The organism is Enterobacter cloacae complex sp. 6730903 (assembly GCF_048283985.1).
Lineage (GTDB): Bacteria > Pseudomonadota > Gammaproteobacteria > Enterobacterales > Enterobacteriaceae > Enterobacter > Enterobacter hormaechei_C.
The window spans coordinates 117,610-136,275 of sequence record NZ_JBLVXX010000009.1; the positions used below are offsets into that span (position 1 = coordinate 117,610).

11 protein-coding genes are annotated in these 18,666 nt (G+C 57.4%); 7 read left to right on the forward strand and 4 right to left on the reverse strand.

Translation table 11 applies throughout. The features are described 5' to 3' along the window. Positions 1–108: 108 nt before the first annotated feature. Positions 109–1,191, reverse strand: coding sequence for an LPS export ABC transporter permease LptG (lptG, locus tag ACNQ0W_RS07085; RefSeq protein WP_001147540.1), 1,083 nt, complete (start codon positions 1,189–1,191; stop codon positions 109–111). Beyond that, a complete protein-coding gene (lptF, locus tag ACNQ0W_RS07090; RefSeq protein ID WP_062933423.1) occupies positions 1,191–2,291 on the reverse strand; it encodes an LPS export ABC transporter permease LptF in 1,101 nt (366 codons plus the stop codon). The genes lptG and lptF overlap by 1 nt, the downstream gene beginning before the upstream one ends. Before the next feature lie 265 nt (positions 2,292–2,556). Between lptF and pepA the strand changes: the two genes are divergently transcribed. From pepA to ahr, 5 genes are all read left to right on the forward strand, one after another. Then, a complete protein-coding gene (gene pepA, locus ACNQ0W_RS07095; protein WP_003861882.1) occupies positions 2,557–4,068 on the forward strand; it encodes a leucyl aminopeptidase in 1,512 nt (503 codons plus the stop codon). A 117-nt stretch (positions 4,069–4,185) separates the two neighbouring features. Further along, positions 4,186–4,629, forward strand: coding sequence for a DNA polymerase III subunit chi (holC, locus tag ACNQ0W_RS07100; protein WP_003861884.1), 444 nt, complete (start codon positions 4,186–4,188; stop codon positions 4,627–4,629). Next, positions 4,629–7,484 carry a valine--tRNA ligase gene (locus ACNQ0W_RS07105; RefSeq protein ID WP_017382726.1) on the forward strand — a complete coding sequence of 952 codons (2,856 nt, stop codon included), beginning with the start codon at positions 4,629–4,631 and terminating at the stop codon, positions 7,482–7,484. The genes holC and ACNQ0W_RS07105 overlap by 1 nt, the downstream gene beginning before the upstream one ends. 123 nt (positions 7,485–7,607) lie before the next feature. Then, positions 7,608–8,111, forward strand: a complete 504-nt coding sequence (locus tag ACNQ0W_RS07110; RefSeq protein WP_003861887.1) for a GNAT family N-acetyltransferase — start codon at positions 7,608–7,610, stop codon at positions 8,109–8,111. Positions 8,112–8,194: 83 nt separating this feature from the next. Then, a complete protein-coding gene (gene ahr, locus ACNQ0W_RS07115; RefSeq protein ID WP_062933424.1) occupies positions 8,195–9,214 on the forward strand; it encodes an NADPH-dependent aldehyde reductase Ahr in 1,020 nt (339 codons plus the stop codon). Between the two features lie 92 nt (positions 9,215–9,306). On the opposite strand, the gene ACNQ0W_RS07120 is transcribed toward ahr, so the two are convergent. Then, on the reverse strand, positions 9,307–10,953 hold the full coding sequence (locus ACNQ0W_RS07120) for a dihydroxyacetone kinase subunit DhaK (RefSeq protein ID WP_062933425.1): 1,647 nt from the start codon (positions 10,951–10,953) through the stop codon (positions 9,307–9,309). 137 nt (positions 10,954–11,090) lie between these two features. Between ACNQ0W_RS07120 and ACNQ0W_RS07125 the strand changes: the two genes are divergently transcribed. Next, the gene (locus ACNQ0W_RS07125; RefSeq protein ID WP_062933426.1) at positions 11,091–12,593 is read left to right on the forward strand and encodes a helicase HerA-like C-terminal domain-containing protein; all 1,503 of its coding nucleotides are present in this window, start codon (positions 11,091–11,093) and stop codon (positions 12,591–12,593) included. Here ACNQ0W_RS07125 and ACNQ0W_RS07130 read toward each other — a convergent pair. After that, complete coding sequence (locus ACNQ0W_RS07130) at positions 12,573–13,514, reverse strand: TIGR01212 family radical SAM protein (RefSeq protein ID WP_116329946.1); 942 nt, start codon at positions 13,512–13,514, stop codon at positions 12,573–12,575. The genes ACNQ0W_RS07125 and ACNQ0W_RS07130 overlap by 21 nt on opposite strands. Before the next feature lie 687 nt (positions 13,515–14,201). Between ACNQ0W_RS07130 and gltB the strand changes: the two genes are divergently transcribed. Next, positions 14,202–18,662 (forward strand): glutamate synthase large subunit, encoded by a 4,461-nt coding sequence (gene gltB, locus ACNQ0W_RS07135; RefSeq protein ID WP_116329940.1) that lies wholly within the window; start codon positions 14,202–14,204, stop codon positions 18,660–18,662. Positions 18,663–18,666 lie beyond the last annotated feature (4 nt).

Consider the following 18,666-nt stretch of genomic DNA (forward strand, 5'->3'; position numbering starts at 1 on the left):
ATAATACTCAAATTCACGGCGAGGCGTTGAAGGTTGTGAGAAAAAGTGCGAGGTGAAACAGGAGATTAGCCTCGCCCCCGGGCAACCGGGAGCGAGGAAGAAGGTTTATCAGGAGCGTTTTAGCAGCATCCAGAGGCTGATCAGGAAGAAACTGGCGCTCGGCAACAGTGCGCCGATAATTGGCGGAATGCCATACACCAGCGTCAGCGGACCGAAAATCTGATCGAGGACGTAGAACACAAAACCAAAGCTGATACCGGTTACCACGCGAACCCCCATCGGCACGCTACGCAGCGGTCCAAAGATGAACGATAGCGCCATCAGCATCATCACGGCCACGGACAGCGGCTGGAAGATTTTGCTCCACATGTTGAGCTGGTAACGCCCCGCATCCTGTCCGCTCGATTTCAGATACTTCACGTAATTATGCAGACCGCTGATGGAGAGCGCATCGGGATCGAGCGCTACCACCCCAAGCTTGTCCGGCGTCAGGTTGGTTTTCCAGGTACCGCTAACGGTCTGCGAACCGGTGATCTGTTTCGGGTTCGTCAGGTCAGATTCATCAACCTGGGATAACCGCCAAAGCTTGTTATTCGCATCAAATTTAGCGGAGGCGGCATAACGCACCGACTGTAAACGACGATCGTTATTGAAGGCATAGATACTCACGCCGCCCAGTTCATCGTCCCCTTTCACGCGTTCGATATAGACAAAGTTCTGACCATCTTTCGCCCATAATCCCTGCTGCGTGGAGAGCAGTGAACCGCCGTACATAGCCTGAGCACGGTAGTTACGCGCCATCTGTTCGCCCTGCGGCGCGACCCATTCGCCAATCGCCATGGTCAACAGCACCAGCGGGATCGCGGTTTTCATCACCGACAGCGCAACCTGCATACGGGTAAAACCCGATGCCTGCATCACCACCAGCTCGCTACGCTGAGCCAGCATCCCCAGACCCAGCAGCGCCCCCAACAGGGCCGCCATCGGGAAGAAGATCTGCACATCTTTTGGTACGCTGAGCAGGGTATACATCCCGGCGCCCAACGCGTCGTAACTCCCCTGCCCGGCTTTTTTCAGCTGGTCGACAAATTTGATAATGCCCGAGAGCGACACCAGCATGAACAGGGTCATCATGATGGTGGTGAAAATCGTTTTACCGATATAGCGGTCAAGTACGCCAAACGCCTGCATTAGATGGCTCCTTTACGCGTAAACCGGGCACGAAGACGACGCACAGGCACCGTGTCCCACAAGTTGAGTCCGACTGCCAGCAGCAGATACAAACCATTCACGACCCAGGTCCAGATCATCGGGTCAATTTTTCCTTTCCCGCCGTTAGACTTGATTGAGGTTTGCAGCAGGAAGAACACCAGATACAGCAGCATCGCTGGCAGCATCGACAGCACGCGGCCCTGGCGCGGGTTTACCACGCTCAGCGGAACCACCATCAGCGCCATCATAAATACGGTGAATACCAGCGTGATACGCCAGTGCAGTTCAGCACGCGCACGATCGGTATCGGTATTCATTAAGGTGCGCATATCCATCTGCTCAGTATCCGTGGGATCGAGCGCGACGGTCTGATGGCCAATGATGGCCTGGTAGTTCTGAAAATCGGTAATACGGAAGTCGCGCAGCATAGCCGTGCCTTCGAAACGCGTTCCTTTGTTCAGCGTGACAACCTGAGAGCCGTCTTTACGCTGAGACAGCTGACCGGAGTCCGCCACCACCACAGAAGGCCGGGCGTTACCTTTCGGGCGCAGTTGAGCAAGAAACACGTCATTGAAGCGGTTGCCATCGACGCTTTCGATAAACAGCACGGAGTTACCGTCGGTCGCCTGCTGGAACTGCCCCTGCGCCAGCGCCGCCAGCCCCGGGTTAGCTTTTGCTTCCGCCAGCACCTCATCCTGATGACGAGAGGAGGTCGGCCCCGCCCACATGACGTTAACCGCGGCAACAATGCCCGTAAACAGCGCCAGCACCATGGCTGCTTTTACCAGTACGGCTTTACTGAGGCCGCAGGCATGCATCACGGTGATTTCACTTTCGGTATAGAGCTTACCCAGGGTCATCAGCAGACCAAGGAACAGGCTTAACGGCAGGATAAGCTGCGCCATTTCCGGCACGCCAAGCCCGAGCAGGGAAAGCACCAGATTCGTTGGGATTTCGCCATCAACCGCCGCGCCGAGGATCCTGACCAGCTTCTGACAGAAAAAGATCAGAAGGAGGATAAAGAGGATCGCCAGTTGGCTCTTCAGCGTCTCCCGAACCAGATATCTTATGATTATCACTTTAAATACGCCCGTTAAAACTCGTCTTATGCAGGAATTTAGCTTGTTTCATGGCTTAAACGTCATTTATTCTCTTGAGTCGTCGAAATCATCGCTAAGATTAAAAAACCCGGCGGATTCGCGCTTCATGACATTTATTGACGTGTCGAAACCGTAGTAACGTAAGATTAACACGAAGTCACCACAACGGCGGACATGAGTTACGAAAGGTTTCAATTCTATCCGTAGCCGCCGCCGTTGTCTTTAAGATTCAGGAGCGTAGTGCATGGAGTTCAGTGTAAAAAGCGGTAGCCCGGAGAAACAGCGGAGTGCCTGCATCGTTGTGGGCGTCTTTGAACCACGCCGACTCTCCCCGATCGCCGAGCAACTCGATAAAATCAGCGACGGTTATATCAGCGCCCTGCTGCGCCGTGGCGAACTGGAAGGCAAACCAGGGCAGACCTTGTTGCTGCACCATGTTCCGAACGTCCTGTCCGAGCGTATTCTGCTGATTGGCTGTGGTAAAGAACGTGAGCTTGATGAGCGCCAGTACAAGCAGGTTATTCAGAAAACCATTAATACACTGAATGATACTGGTTCGATGGAAGCCGTCTGCTTCCTGACGGAGCTGCACGTTAAGGGCCGCAACACGTACTGGAAAGTGCGCCAGGCCGTCGAAACCGCAAAAGAGAGCCTCTACAGCTTTGATCAGCTGAAAACCACCAAAAGCGAGCCGCGTCGCCCGCTGCGTAAAATGGTCTTTAACGTGCCAACCCGTCGCGAGCTGACCAGCGGCGAGCGCGCCATTCAGCACGGTCTGGCCATTGCCGCCGGTATTAAAGCGGCAAAAGATCTTGGCAATATGCCGCCAAACATCTGTAACGCCGCGTACCTGGCATCTCAGGCGCGCCAGCTGGCTGACGCGTACAGCAAGAACGTCATCACCCGCGTTATCGGCGAACAGCAGATGAAAGAGCTGGGGATGCACTCTTATCTGGCGGTCGGTAACGGCTCCCAGAACGAATCCCTGATGTCGGTCATTGAGTACAAGGGCAATCCGTCAGAAGATGCGCGACCCATCGTGCTCGTCGGTAAAGGGCTGACCTTCGACTCCGGCGGTATCTCCATCAAGCCTTCAGAAGGCATGGATGAGATGAAGTACGACATGTGTGGCGCAGCGGCGGTTTACGGCGTTATGCGCATGGTCGCGGAACTTCAGTTGCCTATCAACGTGATCGGCGTGCTGGCGGGCTGCGAAAACATGCCTGGCGGCCGCGCTTATCGTCCGGGTGATGTGCTGACCACCATGTCCGGCCAGACCGTTGAGGTGCTGAACACCGACGCCGAAGGCCGTCTGGTGCTGTGCGACGTGCTGACCTACGTTGAGCGCTTCGAACCTGAAGCGGTTATCGATGTGGCTACCCTGACCGGCGCCTGCGTGATCGCGCTGGGGCACCACATCACCGGCCTGATGTCGAACCACAACCCGCTGGCGCACGAGCTGATCGGCGCGTCCGAGCAGGCCGGCGACCGCGCGTGGCGTCTGCCGCTGGGGGACGAGTTCCAGGAACAGCTGGAGTCTAACTTCGCAGACATGGCGAACATCGGCGGTCGTCCTGGCGGAGCAATCACCGCAGGCTGCTTCCTGGCGCGTTTCACCCGCAAGTACAACTGGGCGCACCTGGACATCGCGGGGACCGCATGGCGCTCCGGCAAAGCCAAAGGCGCAACTGGTCGTCCGGTGGCGCTGCTGTCGCAGTTCCTGCTCAATCGTGCGGGTTTTAACGGCGACGAGTGATGAAAAACGCCGGGTGGCGGCTACGCCTTACCCGGCCTATACGCCACTCAACCGTAGGCCGGGTAAGCGAAGCGCCACCCGGCTTTGCATTTAAATCCACGACAAGAAGCCCCATATATGAAGAATGCAACGTTCTACCTTCTGGACAACGACACCCATCAGGATGGCCTCAGCGCCGTTGAACAGCTGGTGTGTGAAATTGCCGCAGAACGTTGGCGCGCAGGTAAACGCGTTCTGATTGCCTGTGAAGATGAGCAGCAGGCGATTCGCCTGGATGAAGCGCTATGGGCGCGCCCGCCGGAGAGTTTTGTTCCGCATAACCTGTCGGGCGAAGGTCCACGCGGCGGGGCACCGGTGGAGATTGCCTGGCCGCAAAAACGCAACAGCAGCGCGCGCGACATTCTCATTAGCCTGCGGACAGACTTTGCAGATTTTGCCACCGCTTTCACAGAAGTGGTAGACTTTGTCCCTTACGAAGAATCTTTGAAACAACTGGCGCGCGAACGCTACAAAGCGTACCGCCTGGCCGGTTTTAACCTGAATACGGCAACCTGGAAATAATGGAAAAGACATATAACCCACGCGATATCGAACAGCCGCTTTACGAGCACTGGGAACAGCAGGGCTATTTCAAGCCTAACGGCGACGAAAGCAAAGAGTCCTTCTGCATCATGATCCCGCCGCCGAACGTCACCGGCAGTTTGCATATGGGGCATGCTTTCCAGCAGACCATCATGGATACCATGATCCGCTATCAGCGCATGCAGGGCAAAAACACCCTGTGGCAGGCGGGGACTGACCACGCGGGTATCGCGACCCAGATGGTGGTTGAGCGTAAAATTGCCGCTGAAGAGGGTAAAACCCGCCACGACTACGGTCGCGACGCGTTCATCGACAAAATCTGGCAGTGGAAGGCAGAATCCGGCGGCACCATTACCCGTCAGATGCGCCGTCTCGGCAACTCCGTAGACTGGGAGCGCGAGCGCTTCACCATGGATGAAGGCCTGTCCAACGCCGTGAAAGAAGTCTTTGTGCGCCTGTACAAAGAAGACCTGATTTATCGTGGCAAGCGCCTGGTCAACTGGGACCCGAAACTGCGCACCGCCATCTCTGACCTGGAAGTGGAAAACCGCGAGTCTAAAGGCTCCATGTGGCACATCCGCTATCCGCTGGCCGACGGCGCAAAAACCGCCGACGGTAAAGATTACCTGGTGGTGGCGACCACCCGTCCGGAAACCCTGCTGGGCGATACCGGCGTGGCCGTTAACCCGGAAGATCCGCGTTATAAAGATCTGATCGGCAAATTCGTGGTACTGCCGCTGGTGAACCGCCGTATTCCGATTGTGGGCGACGAACACGCCGACATGGAAAAAGGCACCGGCTGCGTGAAAATCACCCCGGCGCATGACTTCAACGACTATGAAGTCGGTCGTCGTCATCAACTTCCGATGATCAACATTCTGACCTTCGACGGCGATATCCGCGAAAGCGCAGAAGTGTATGACACCAAAGGCAACGAATCCGACGTTTATTCCAGCGACATCCCGGCTGAGTTCCAGAAGCTGGAGCGCTTTGCCGCGCGTAAAGCCATCGTAGCCGCCGTTGACGCACTCGGCCTGCTGGAAGAGATTAAACCTCACGATCTGACCGTGCCGTACGGCGACCGTGGCGGCGTGGTTATCGAGCCAATGCTGACCGACCAGTGGTACGTGCGTGCCGACGTGCTGGCGAAACCGGCTGTGGAAGCGGTTGAGAACGGCAGCATTCAGTTCGTGCCGAAGCAGTACGAAAACATGTACTTCTCCTGGATGCGCGATATTCAGGACTGGTGTATTTCCCGTCAGCTGTGGTGGGGTCACCGTATCCCGGCATGGTACGACAACGAAGGCAATGTCTACGTTGGCCGCACCGAAGAGGAAGTGCGTCAGGAAAACAACCTGGGCGCGGATGTTGCCCTGCGCCAGGACGAAGACGTGCTGGATACCTGGTTCTCCTCCGCGCTGTGGACCTTCTCCACCCTCGGCTGGCCGGAAAACACCGACGCGCTGCGTCAGTTCCACCCAACCAGCGTGATGGTCTCCGGCTTCGACATCATCTTCTTCTGGATTGCCCGCATGATCATGATGACCATGCACTTCATCAAAGACGAAGACGGCAAGCCGCAGGTTCCGTTCCATACCGTCTATATGACCGGCCTGATCCGCGACGATGAAGGCCAGAAGATGTCCAAATCCAAGGGTAACGTTATCGACCCGCTGGACATGGTCGATGGTATCTCTCTGGAAGAGCTGCTGGAAAAACGTACCGGCAACATGATGCAGCCGCAGCTGGCAGAGAAAATCCGCAAGCGTACCGAGAAGCAGTTCCCGAACGGGATCGAATCTCACGGTACCGACGCCCTGCGCTTCACCCTGGCGGCGCTGGCCTCCACCGGTCGTGACATCAACTGGGATATGAAGCGTCTGGAAGGTTACCGTAACTTCTGTAACAAGCTGTGGAACGCCAGCCGCTTCGTGCTGATGAACACCGAAGATCAGGATTGCGGCTTCAACGGCGGCGAAATGACCCTGTCTCTGGCAGACCGCTGGATCCTGGCGGAATTTAACCAGACGGTGAAAGCATTCCGCGACGCGCTGGACAGCTACCGCTTCGACATCGCGGCAGGCATCCTGTACGAATTCACCTGGAACCAGTTCTGCGACTGGTACCTGGAGCTGGCGAAGCCGGTCATGAACGGCGGTTCTGAAGCGGAACTGCGCGGCACGCGTAATACGCTGATTACCGTTCTGGAAGGTCTGCTGCGCCTTGCGCACCCGATCATTCCATTCATCACCGAAACCATCTGGCAGCGCGTGAAGGTGATTGCCGGTATTAATGCCGATACCATCATGCTCCAGCCGTTCCCGGCATTCGACGCCGCGAAAGTGGATGAAGCCGCGTCTGCGGATACCGAGTGGCTGAAGCAGGCGATCGTTGCGGTACGTAACATCCGCGCGGAAATGAACATCGCTCCGGGTAAACCACTGGAGCTGCTGCTGCGCGGTTGCAGCGAAGCTGCCGTTCGTCGCGTCACCGAGAACAACACCTTCCTGAAAACCATGGCGCGTCTGGAAAGCATCACCGTGCTGCCTGCCGATGACAAAGGTCCGGTTTCCGTGACCAAAATCATCGACGGCGCGGAGCTGCTGATCCCGATGGCGGGCCTGATCGACAAAGATGCGGAGCTGGCGCGTCTGGCGAAAGAAGTGGCGAAAGTCGACGTGGAAATTGGCAAAATCGAAAGCAAACTGGCGAACGAGGGCTTTGTGGCCCGCGCGCCGGAAGCGGTCATCGCCAAAGAGCGTGAGCGTCTGGTTGCCTTCGCCGATGCGAAGACCAAACTGATCGAGCAGCAGGCGGTTATCGCAGCCCTGTAATGCTTTTACCCCTTACGCTTCAGGGCGTAAGGGGTATCCTTCCTGAAAACTCCTCGCTTGCACTCCCCTTTCTGCGGTGCTATTAACAGCAGTTGCGTGTCAATTTTTGTTATGAGTAATGCTATGAGCGTGATTACCCCCGTCGCGACGACAATGCGTCGGATCACTGAGCAAGACAACCCGGCTATCGCCGCCGTTATCCGAACGGTTTCTGCCGAATATGGCCTGACCGCCGACAAAGGCTACACCGTGGCCGACCCCAATCTGGACGAACTTTTTCAGCTGTACAGCCAGCCGGGCCATGCCTACTGGGTCATCGAGCAGGACGGCCAGGTCGTGGGCGGCGGCGGCATTGCCCCACTGCTTTGCAGCGAGCCGGATATCTGTGAACTCCAGAAAATGTATTTCCTGCCAACGATACGCGGACAAGGCCTGGCGAAAAAGCTGGCGCTGGTCGCCCTGGAACATGCACGCTCACAGGGCTTTAAACGTTGCTACCTTGAAACCACCGCTTTCCTTAAAGAGGCCATTGGCCTGTATGAACATCTCGGCTTTGAGCATATCGATGCGCCACTGGGCTGCACGGGCCACGTGGACTGCGAAGTCAGGATGCTGAAAAGTCTGTAAGTTTCGTTCCTGCCGTCTTCTGTTAAGCGTCTGTAAACTGAATGCTCTACACTCACAGTTCACACCAAAACAGGGGAAATGCGATGTCGAAGATAAAAAGCTACGCCGCACCGCAGGCGGGTGCAGAACTTGAGCTGTACGAGTACGATGCGGGCGAACTAAAAGCGGAAGACGTCGAAGTACAGGTTGATTACTGCGGGATCTGCCACTCAGATCTCTCGATGATCGATAACGAATGGGGCTTCTCCAGCTATCCGCTGGTGGCCGGGCACGAAGTCATTGGCCGCGTCGTGGCGCTCGGCAGCGCCGCACAGGACAAAGGGCTGAAGGTGGGCCAGCGCGTGGGCATCGGCTGGACGGCACGCAGCTGCGGCCACTGCGACGCCTGTATCAGTGGCAACCAGATCAACTGCCTTGAGGGCGCAACGCCGACCATCCTTAACAAGGGCGGTTTCGCCGATAAGCTGCGCGCCGACTGGCAATGGGTTATCCCGCTGCCGGACAGCATTGATATTGAATCCGCAGGTCCGCTGCTGTGTGGCGGTATCACCGTCTTTAAACCGCTGCTGATGCATCACGTCACCGCCACCAGCCGCGTGGGCGTGATCGGGATTGGCGGGCTGGGGCATATTGCCATCAAGCTGCTGCACGCGATGGGCTGTGAAGTGACGGCGTTCAGCTCTAACCCGGCGAAAGAGCAGGAAGTACTGGCGATGGGTGCGGATAAAGTGGTGAACAGCCGCGATCCGCAGGCGCTCACCGCTCTGGCGGGCCAGTTTGATCTGATCATCAACACCGTGAACGTCGATCTCGACTGGCAGCCGTACTTTGAAGCCCTGGCCTACGGCGGTAACTTCCACACCGTGGGTGCGGTGATGAAGCCGCTGCCGGTTCCGGCGTTTACCCTGATCGGCGGGGATCGCAGCGTGTCAGGTTCCGCGACCGGGACACCGTACGAGCTGCGCAAGCTGATGAAGTTTGCCGGACGCACAAAAGTGACGCCAACCACCGAGCTGTATCCGATGTCAAAAATCAACGAAGCGATCCAGCACGTGCGCGACGGCAAAGCCCGCTACCGCGTGGTGTTGAAAGCGGATTTCTGATGTGAGTTTGCCGGGGAATGTGCGGCCTGATGCCCTCACCCCAACCCTCTCCCACAGGGAGAGGGCGCAAACACTAAAAACGGTAACGGTTGTTACCGTTTAGCATCTACCATGGTCTTAAACACTTCCGCCACCGCGACCGCTCCCGGATCCATCACCCCGTCCAGATTCTCTTTATTCACGTACGACGAGCGCCCCGCTCCCGCTTTCGCCATTTTCGCCGTTGCTTCGGCGCCCTGCTGCGCAGCCTGCGCTGCCGCCTGAATATTGCCTTTCTGTAACGCCTCCAGCGCCGGTTGCAGGGCATCGATCAGCGTACGATCGCCGAGATCTGCGCCGCCATACTGCTTCATCTGCGCCAGTCCGCTCAGCAATGCTTCAGGTAGCGGCAGTCCATCGAGAAGCTTTTGTCCTGCCGCCGTGAAGAAGATCGACATCAACACCCCACTCGATCCGCCCATCACCGTTGCCAGCCGCTCGCCTACCAGCAGGAGTAATGTCGGCACGTCGTTAAGGGGCAGGTTGTTCTCCTCAAGTCGCTGCGCAATATCCCGCGCCCCTTGCGCAAAGGTGGAGCCCGTATCGCCATCGCCTACTTTGGCATCCAGCGCGTTAAGGCGGTTTTCCAGCTGGATCAATGTTTTCGTTACCGAAGCGACGGTCTCGCTCACCTGCGTATTGTCCGACGGGGTATATTCCACGCGGTCATGAAGGGCGCTATGGGGGACGGTACGCAGGGGCGCGAACGCGACGGGCTTCTGCCAGCCCAGCGTCTCGACCCCGGCGTGAATCGCCTTCTCGAAGAAATCGTTGAGCTTTAACAGCGTTAGCGAAAAGCCTTTCATATCCAGCGCACTCACCAGCGGCGCCGGGCCAATCAGATACGCAATGTTCTCTTTCAACGCCGAATGCGCCAGCTCTTTGGTGAGCAGAGCCATCTCCAGCGCTGATACGCCGCCGAGGTTGTTGATCAGCACCGCAAAGCGCCCGTCACCCGCCTGGGCTTTTAGCGGCGTCACCAGCGTGTCGATAATAGCTTTGCTGTTTTGCGTATCCACGACGGATGCTCCCGGCTCGCCGTGAATACCCAGCCCCAGCTCGACATGGCCTTGTTTAATGCGCCCCTCTTCATCGTCGCTACCCGGCAGGTTACAGGTTTGCATCGCAACCCCCAGGCTCCAGAGGTTATCGCAGGCCTGTTGCGCAATATCCCGCACGTCGTTTAGCGATTTCCCCTGCTCTGCCGCATATCCCGCAATCTTATGCACCAGCGCCGTTCCCGCGATACCACGCGGCTGCTTGTTATCCGGCAGGGCGATATCATCCGCCACGATAACCATCTCGACCTTCAGGCCGTAGCGTTTGGCTTTTTCCGCCGCCAGGCCAAAGTTAAGCCGGTCGCCGGTGTAGTTTTTCACAATCAGCAGGCAGCCACGGTCGCCCGTCACCGCCACAATGGCATTGAGGACCGCATCCACGCTTGGGGAAGCGAACAGATCGCCACACACTGCTGCGGTAAGCATGCCTTTACCGACGAACCCGGCATGTGCCGGTTCATGGCCGGAGCCGCCACCGGAGATCACCGCCACGCGGCTTTTATCCCAGTCGCCGCGTGCCACCACGCGGATGGCCGGATCGATATCCAGTTTGACGAGATTACCGTGCGGCGCGGAGAGAAGTATGCCTTCTATGGCATCGTTGACAAGCTGTTTGCGGTCGTTAAAAAAGAATCTGGACATAGTTTCCCAAAATTTTGTTTACCGTATGCAAAAGCATAGTCCGCACTGGATAATGCGCCGCAAAGTGAGGAATTTACGCAGACATTTTGCCGTCAGGTTGCCTATACTCCACCCAGGACTACGAGAGGACGTGCATCATGAGTACACCATTGTTAATCGCCAGGACGCTGGAAAAAGAGCTGTTTTTACTGCCCGCGATGGCGAACCGTCATGGCCTGATCACCGGCGCGACCGGGACGGGAAAAACCGTCACCCTGCAAAAGCTGGCTGAGTCGTTGTCAGAGACTGGCGTGCCGGTTTTTATGGCTGACGTGAAGGGTGATTTAACCGGGGTGGCTCAGGAAGGCGCAGCGTCAGAAAAACTGCTTGAGCGCCTGAAAAATATCGGTATCACGGACTGGACGCCGCACGGTAATCCGGTGGTGGCCTGGGATATCTTCGGCGAAAAAGGCCATCCGGTGCGCGCCACCGTCTCCGACCTCGGCCCGCTGCTGCTGGCTCGTCTGCTTAACCTCAACGACGTGCAGTCCGGGGTGCTGAACATTATCTTCCGTATCGCCGACGATCAGGGGCTACTGCTGCTCGACTTCAAAGATCTGCGCGCCATCACCCAGTACATTGGCGATAACGCCAAATCCTTCCAGAACCAGTACGGCAATATCAGCAGCGCCTCGGTGGGCGCTATTCAGCGCGGGCTCCTGACGCTGGAGCAACAGGGGGCCGAACACTTCTTCGGCGAGCCAATGCTGGATATCAAAGACTGGTTGCGTACCGACAGCAACGGCAAAGGCATCATCAACATTCTGAGCGCAGAGAAGCTCTACCAGATGCCGAAGCTTTACGCCGCCAGCCTGCTGTGGATGCTCTCTGAACTGTACGAACAACTGCCGGAAGCAGGCGATCTGGAAAAACCCAAACTGGTGTTCTTCTTTGACGAAGCGCACCTGTTGTTTAACGACGCGCCGCAGGTGCTGCTGGATAAAATTGAACAGGTTATCCGCCTGATCCGCTCCAAAGGCGTCGGGGTCTGGTTTGTATCGCAAAACCCGTCGGATATTCCGGACAACGTACTGGGGCAGCTAGGTAACCGCGTGCAGCACGCCCTGCGCGCCTTTACGCCGAAAGATCAGAAAGCGGTGAAAGCCGCGGCGCAAACCATGCGCGCCAATCCGGCCTTTGATACCGAAACCGCCATTCAGGCGCTGGGCACCGGTGAAGCGCTGATTTCGTTCCTCGATGCAAAAGGCAGCCCGACAGTTGTCGAGCGTGCGATGGTGATTGCGCCCTGCTCGCGTATGGGGCCGGTAACGGACGATGAACGTAACGGCCTGATTAACCACTCCCCGGTGTACGGGAAGTATGAAGACGAGGTGGATCGCGAATCCGCGTTCGAGATGCTGCAAAAAGGGGTGCAGGCGACTGCCGAATCGCAGGATGCGCCTGCCGCCAAAGGGCAATCTGTTGCCGTGGACGACGGCATTCTCGGCGGGCTGAAAGATATTCTGTTCGGCAGCACCGGGCCACGCGGCGGCAAACGCGATGGCGTGGTTCAGACCATGGCAAAAAGCGCGACGCGTCAGATTACCAACCAGATAGTACGCGGCATGCTGGGAAGTCTGCTAGGCGGCCGTCGTCGGTAGCGGGGGAACCCACGGGCGGCCAAGCGCCGACCCCTGCACGCCGTTCTCCTGTAGATAGCGGTCGATTTCCAGCATCCCCGTCCAGCGGTTCTCACACCAGAGCGGTGCCAGAAGCGTTGGGCGGCGGGCGCTGGCCGAGATGCGGTGGTAAACAATCTCCGGCGGCGTGTGGCGAATCATCTCCCCCGCCGTCACCGTATAGTCGTCGAGTTCGATACCACTTAACCGCCCCGCTTCCCAGGCTTTCGCCATTATGCTGCCCTTCACAATATGCAGCGGATGCAGCTTAATGCCATCCACGCCGGTCTCGACGACTTTTTCCAGCGTTTCCAGCCCGTGCTGCTGCCCTTCTCCCGGCAAGCCGACAATCAGATGCGAGCAGACTTTTAATCCACGCTCGCGGGCGAGACGCGTGGTGCGCTGGTAGCAGGCGAAATCATGCCCGCGATTGATACGGTGCAGGGTTTTGTCGTGCGCGGTCTGCAAGCCCAGCTCCAGCCAGATCTCGTAGCCCTTTTCTTTGTACTCGCTAAGTAAATCCAGCACGGCCTCCGGCACGCAGTCCGGACGCGTCCCCACGCACAGCCCGACAATGTTCGCCTGAGCAACCGCCTGCTGATACATAGCGCGCAGCACCTGCACTTCCGCCCATGTACTGGTGTAGGCCTGGAAATAGGCCAGATACTGCTTCGCGCGGTTCACCAGACTCGCCTGATGGGCGAGCTGTTCAGCGATAGATTTATGCTGCTGGGCCTCGTCAGCAAACGAGGCCACGTTACAGAAGGTACAGCCACCACGCCCGATGGTGCCATCGCGATTCGGGCAGCTAAAGCCGCCGTGCAGCGTCAGTTTGTGAACCTTTTGTCCGTAGCGCTGCAAAAGATCCCCACCAAACATATTGACTAATTTCTGTAACTGCATAATCTGATAGACCGTCCCGAAGAAAGGGGACAAGCCTGCCATTTTTAGCCTCTGTCGGCGATGACCTGGATCAATCGCCCTGGACGGCCTTTATCCATTTGAATAAATAATCACGATTACCGAGATTTCATTCACCCTGCACTTAATTACTTTTCCTTATGTTCTGATGGTTTTTTTCATTTATAGCGCCAGGACTGAAAAACAGTGATTTTATGCGGGTTTGAATGCCACACCAGATTATTATTCTGCCATAAATCCGCATTTCAGCACGCTGCATCGATAATACCGCTTTCATATAGTGAGTCAGATCACACTCCCCTGCACCTCCCCGGTGCTTTAAGTGGTTGTAAAAATAGTTAAATACACAATAAAAACAAAAAGATAACCACGCTTTAGCACATTTTTGTATAAATAAGATTGCCATTTGACCTGTGTACCAATTCCCGATAAGTTGGAAATCCGCTGGAAGCTTTCTGGATGAGCGGCCTGCTCATCATATTTATGCAGTAATTGAGATTCCCTCTGAAGCAAGTCCTCAAACTTGTTTACCTGCGCGAAAGGATGAAAAAGAGGGCGAATGCGAGGTCCGCGTATGAAACGCTAACCCCGTCGCCATGCTCTTTCTGCGCCTGTGCGCCACGGTAAAGTTCAGTGGGAAGCCCGACGAGCCTGGGGAGGTTCACTGATATGTTGTACGATAAATCCCTTGAGAAGGATAACTGTGGTTTCGGCCTGATCGCCCACATAGAAGGCGAACCTAGCCACAAGGTAGTGCGTACTGCTATTCACGCACTGGCCCGTATGCAGCACCGTGGCGCCATCCTTGCCGATGGTAAAACCGGCGACGGTTGCGGCCTGCTGCTGCAAAAACCGGATCGTTTCTTCCGCATCGTGGCGGAAGAGCGCGGCTGGCGTTTAGCCAAAAACTACGCTGTCGGTATGCTGTTCCTGAATCAGGATCCTGAAAAAGCTGCCGCGTCACGCCGCATCGTTGAAGAAGAACTTCAGCGTGAAACCCTGTCGATCGTCGGCTGGCGCGATGTGCCAACCAACGAAGGGGTGCTCGGTGAAATCGCCCTCTCCTCGCTGCCTCGTATTGAACAGATTTTTGTCAACGCGCCTGCGGGCTGGCGTCCGCGTGATATGGAACGCCGTCTGTTTATCGCCCGCCGCCGCATTGAAAAACGTCTTCAGGACGATAAAGAGTTCTACGTCTGTAGCCTCTCTAACCTGGTGAACATCTATAAAGGTCTGTGTATGCCGGCTGACCTGCCGCGCTTCTACCTGGACCTGGCGGACCTGCGTCTGGAATCGGCCATTTGCCTGTTCCACCAGCGCTTCTCCACCAACACCGTTCCACGCTGGCCGCTGGCGCAGCCGTTCCGCTACCTGGCGCATAACGGCGAGATCAACACCATCACCGGTAACCGCCAGTGGGCCCGCGCCCGTACCTATAAATTCCAGACGCCGCTGATCCCGGACCTGCACGATGCCGCGCCGTTCGTGAACGAAACCGGCTCGGACTCCAGCTCCATGGATAACATGCTGGAACTGCTGCTGGCAGGCGGGATGGATATCGTGCGCGCCATGCGTCTGCTCGTGCCACCGGCCTGGCAGAACAACCCGGATATGGACCCTGAGCTGCGCGCGTTCTTCGACTTTAACTCCATGCACATGGAGCCGTGGGACGGCCCGGCGGGCATCGTGATGTCCGACGGTCGTTTTGCCGCCTGTAACCTGGACCGTAATGGTCTGCGTCCGGCGCGCTACGTTATTACCAAAGACAAGCTCATCACCTGTGCCTCTGAAGTCGGGATCTGGGATTACCAGCCAGACGAAGTGGTCGAGAAAGGCCGCGTCGGACCTGGCGAGCTGATGGTGATCGACACCCGCGGTGGGCGTATTCTGCATTCCGCCGAAACCGACAACGATCTGAAGAGCCGCCATCCGTACAAAGAGTGGATGGAGAAAAACGTGCGTCGTCTGGTGCCGTTTGAAGATCTGTCGGACGAAGAAGTGGGCTGCCGCGAGCTGGACGATGACACCCTCGCGAGCTTCCAGAAGCAGTTTAACTACAGCGCCGAAGAGCTGGACTCGGTTATCCGCGTGCTCGGTGAAAACGGCCAGGAAGCGGTCGGCTCAATGGGTGACGATACCCCGTTCGCCGTGCTCTCCAGCCAGCCACGCATTATTTATGACTACTTCCGTCAGCAGTTTGCGCAGGTCACTAACCCGCCAATCGATCCGCTGCGCGAAGCACACGTCATGTCGCTGGCTACCAGCATCGGCCGTGAGATGAACGTCTTCTGTGAAGCCGAAGGCCAGGCGCACCGTCTGACCTTTAAATCACCGATCCTGCTGTACTCCGATTTCAAACAGCTCACCACCATGACCGAGGAGCACTATCGCGCCGACACGCTCGATATCACCTTCGACGTGACCGAAACGAGCCTCGAAGAGACGGTGAACGCGCTGTGTGACAAAGCCGAGCAGATGGTGCGTAACGGCACCGTTCTGCTGGTGCTGTCTGACCGTAACATCGCGAAAAACCGTCTGCCGGTGCCTGCACCTATGGCGGTGGGGGCTATCCAGACGCGTCTGGTGGATAAGAGCCTGCGCTGCGACGCCAACATCATCGTTGAAACCGCGAGCGCGCGCGACCCGCACCACTTTGCGGTGCTGTTAGGCTTTGGCGCGACGGCGATCTACCCGTACCTGGCCTACGAAACGCTGGCCCGCCTGGTGGATACCCGGGCGATCGACAAAGACTACCGTGCCGTGATGCTGAACTACCGTAACGGCATCAACAAAGGTCTGTACAAGATCATGTCCAAAATGGGCATCTCGACCATCGCCTCTTACCGTTGCTCGAAGCTGTTTGAAGCGGTCGGCCTGCATGACGAGGTCGCGAATCTCTGCTTCCAGGGCGTGGTCAGCCGTATCGGCGGCGCCGGTTTTGCTGACTTCCAGCAGGATCTGGTGAACCTGTCGAAACGCGCCTGGCTGGCACGTAAGCCGCTGGAACAGGGCGGCCTGCTGAAATATGTCCACGGGGGTGAGTATCACGCTTATAACCCGGACGTGGTGCGCACGCTGCAACAGGCGGTGCAGAGCGGCGAGTACAGCGATTATCAGCAGTATGCAGAGCTGGTGAACAACCGTCCGGCAGCGACGCTGCGCGATCTCATTGCCCTCAATCCGGGTGATGAAGCGGTCAGCATTGACGAGGTTGAACCCGCGTCTGAGCTGTTCAAACGTTTCGACACCGCGGCGATGTCCATCGGCGCGCTGAGCCCGGAAGCCCACGAAGCGCTGGCAGAAGCCATGAACAGCATCGGCGGCAACTCTAACTCCGGCGAAGGCGGTGAAGATCCGGCCCGCTACGGCACCAACAAAGTGTCCCGTATTAAGCAGGTGGCGTCTGGTCGCTTTGGCGTAACGCCTGCGTACCTGGTTAACGCCGACGTGATCCAGATTAAGGTCGCGCAGGGTGCGAAACCGGGTGAAGGCGGTCAGCTGCCGGGTGATAAAGTCACCCCGTACATCGCTAAGCTTCGTTATTCAGTGCCGGGCGTGACGCTGATCTCCCCGCCGCCGCACCACGATATCTACTCTATCGAGGATCTGGCGCAGCTGATTTTCGACCTGAAACAGGTCAACCCGAAAGCGATGATCTCCGTGAAGCTGGTTTCCGAACCGGGCGTTGGCACCATTGCCACCGGCGTGGCGAAAGCCTATGCGGATCTGATCACTATCGCCGGTTACGACGGCGGCACCGGCGCAAGCCCGCTCTCCTCCGTGAAATACGCGGGTTGTCCGTGGGAGCTTGGCCTGGTGGAAACCCAGCAGGCGCTGGTCGCTAACGGCCTGCGTCACAAGATCCGTTTGCAGGTGGACGGCGGGCTGAAAACCGGCCTCGACATCATCAAAGCGGCGATTCTGGGAGCGGAAAGCTTCGGCTTTGGTACCGGCCCGATGGTTGCGCTCGGCTGTAAATACCTGCGTATTTGTCACCTGAACAACTGTGCAACGGGCGTTGCTACCCAGGACGAAAAGCTGCGTAAGAATCACTACCACGGCCTGCCGTTCAAGGTGACCAACTACTTTGACTTCATCGCCCGTGAAACCCGCGAGCTGATGGCGCAGCTGGGCGTGAAGCGTCTGGTAGACCTGATTGGCCGTACCGACCTGCTGAAAGAGCTTGAGGGCTTCACGGCTAAACAGCAGAAGCTGGAGCTGTCTAAGCTGCTGGAAACCGCTCAGCCGCATCCTGGCAAAGCGGTTTACTGTACCGAGAACAACCCGCCGTTCGACAACGGCGTGCTGAACGCACAGCTGCTGCAACAGGCGAAGCCGTATGTGGATGAGAAGCAGAGCAAAACGTTCTGGTTTGATATCCGCAACACCGACCGTTCTGTGGGTGCGTCTCTCTCCGGTTACATCGCGCAAACGCACGGCGATCAGGGCCTGGCGTCGGATCCGATTACCGCGCACTTCAGCGGTACCGCGGGTCAGAGCTTCGGCGTGTGGAACGCAGGCGGAGTTGAGTTATACCTGACCGGCGATGCCAACGACTACGTCGGAAAAGGCATGGCGGGCGGTCTGCTGGCGGTGCGTCCTCCGGTTGGTTCAGCCTTCCGCAGCCATGAAGCGAGCATCATCGGCAATACCTGTCTGTACGGCGCAACCGGCGGTCGTCTGTTTGCCGCGGGCCGTGCGGGCGAACGTTTTGCGGTGCGTAACTCCGGCGCCATCACCGTGGTGGAAGGCATCGGCGATAACGGCTGTGAATACATGACGGGCGGAATTGTGTGCGTCCTGGGGAAAACCGGCGTGAACTTTGGCGCGGGTATGACGGGCGGTTTTGCCTACGTCCTGGATGAAGACGGTGAGTTCCGCAAACGCGTGAACCCGGAGCTGGTGGAAGTGCTGGACGTTGATACGCTGGCCATCCACGAAGAACACCTGCGCGGTTTAATTACCGAACACGTGCAGCATACCGGTTCTTCGCGCGGCGAAGAGATCCTGGCGAACTGGCCGGCGTTCTCTGCGAAATTCGCGCTGGTGAAGCCGAAGTCCAGCGATGTTAAAGCCCTGTTGGGTCACCGTAGTCGTAGCGCAGCAGAGCTGCGCGTGCAGGCGCAGTAAGGAA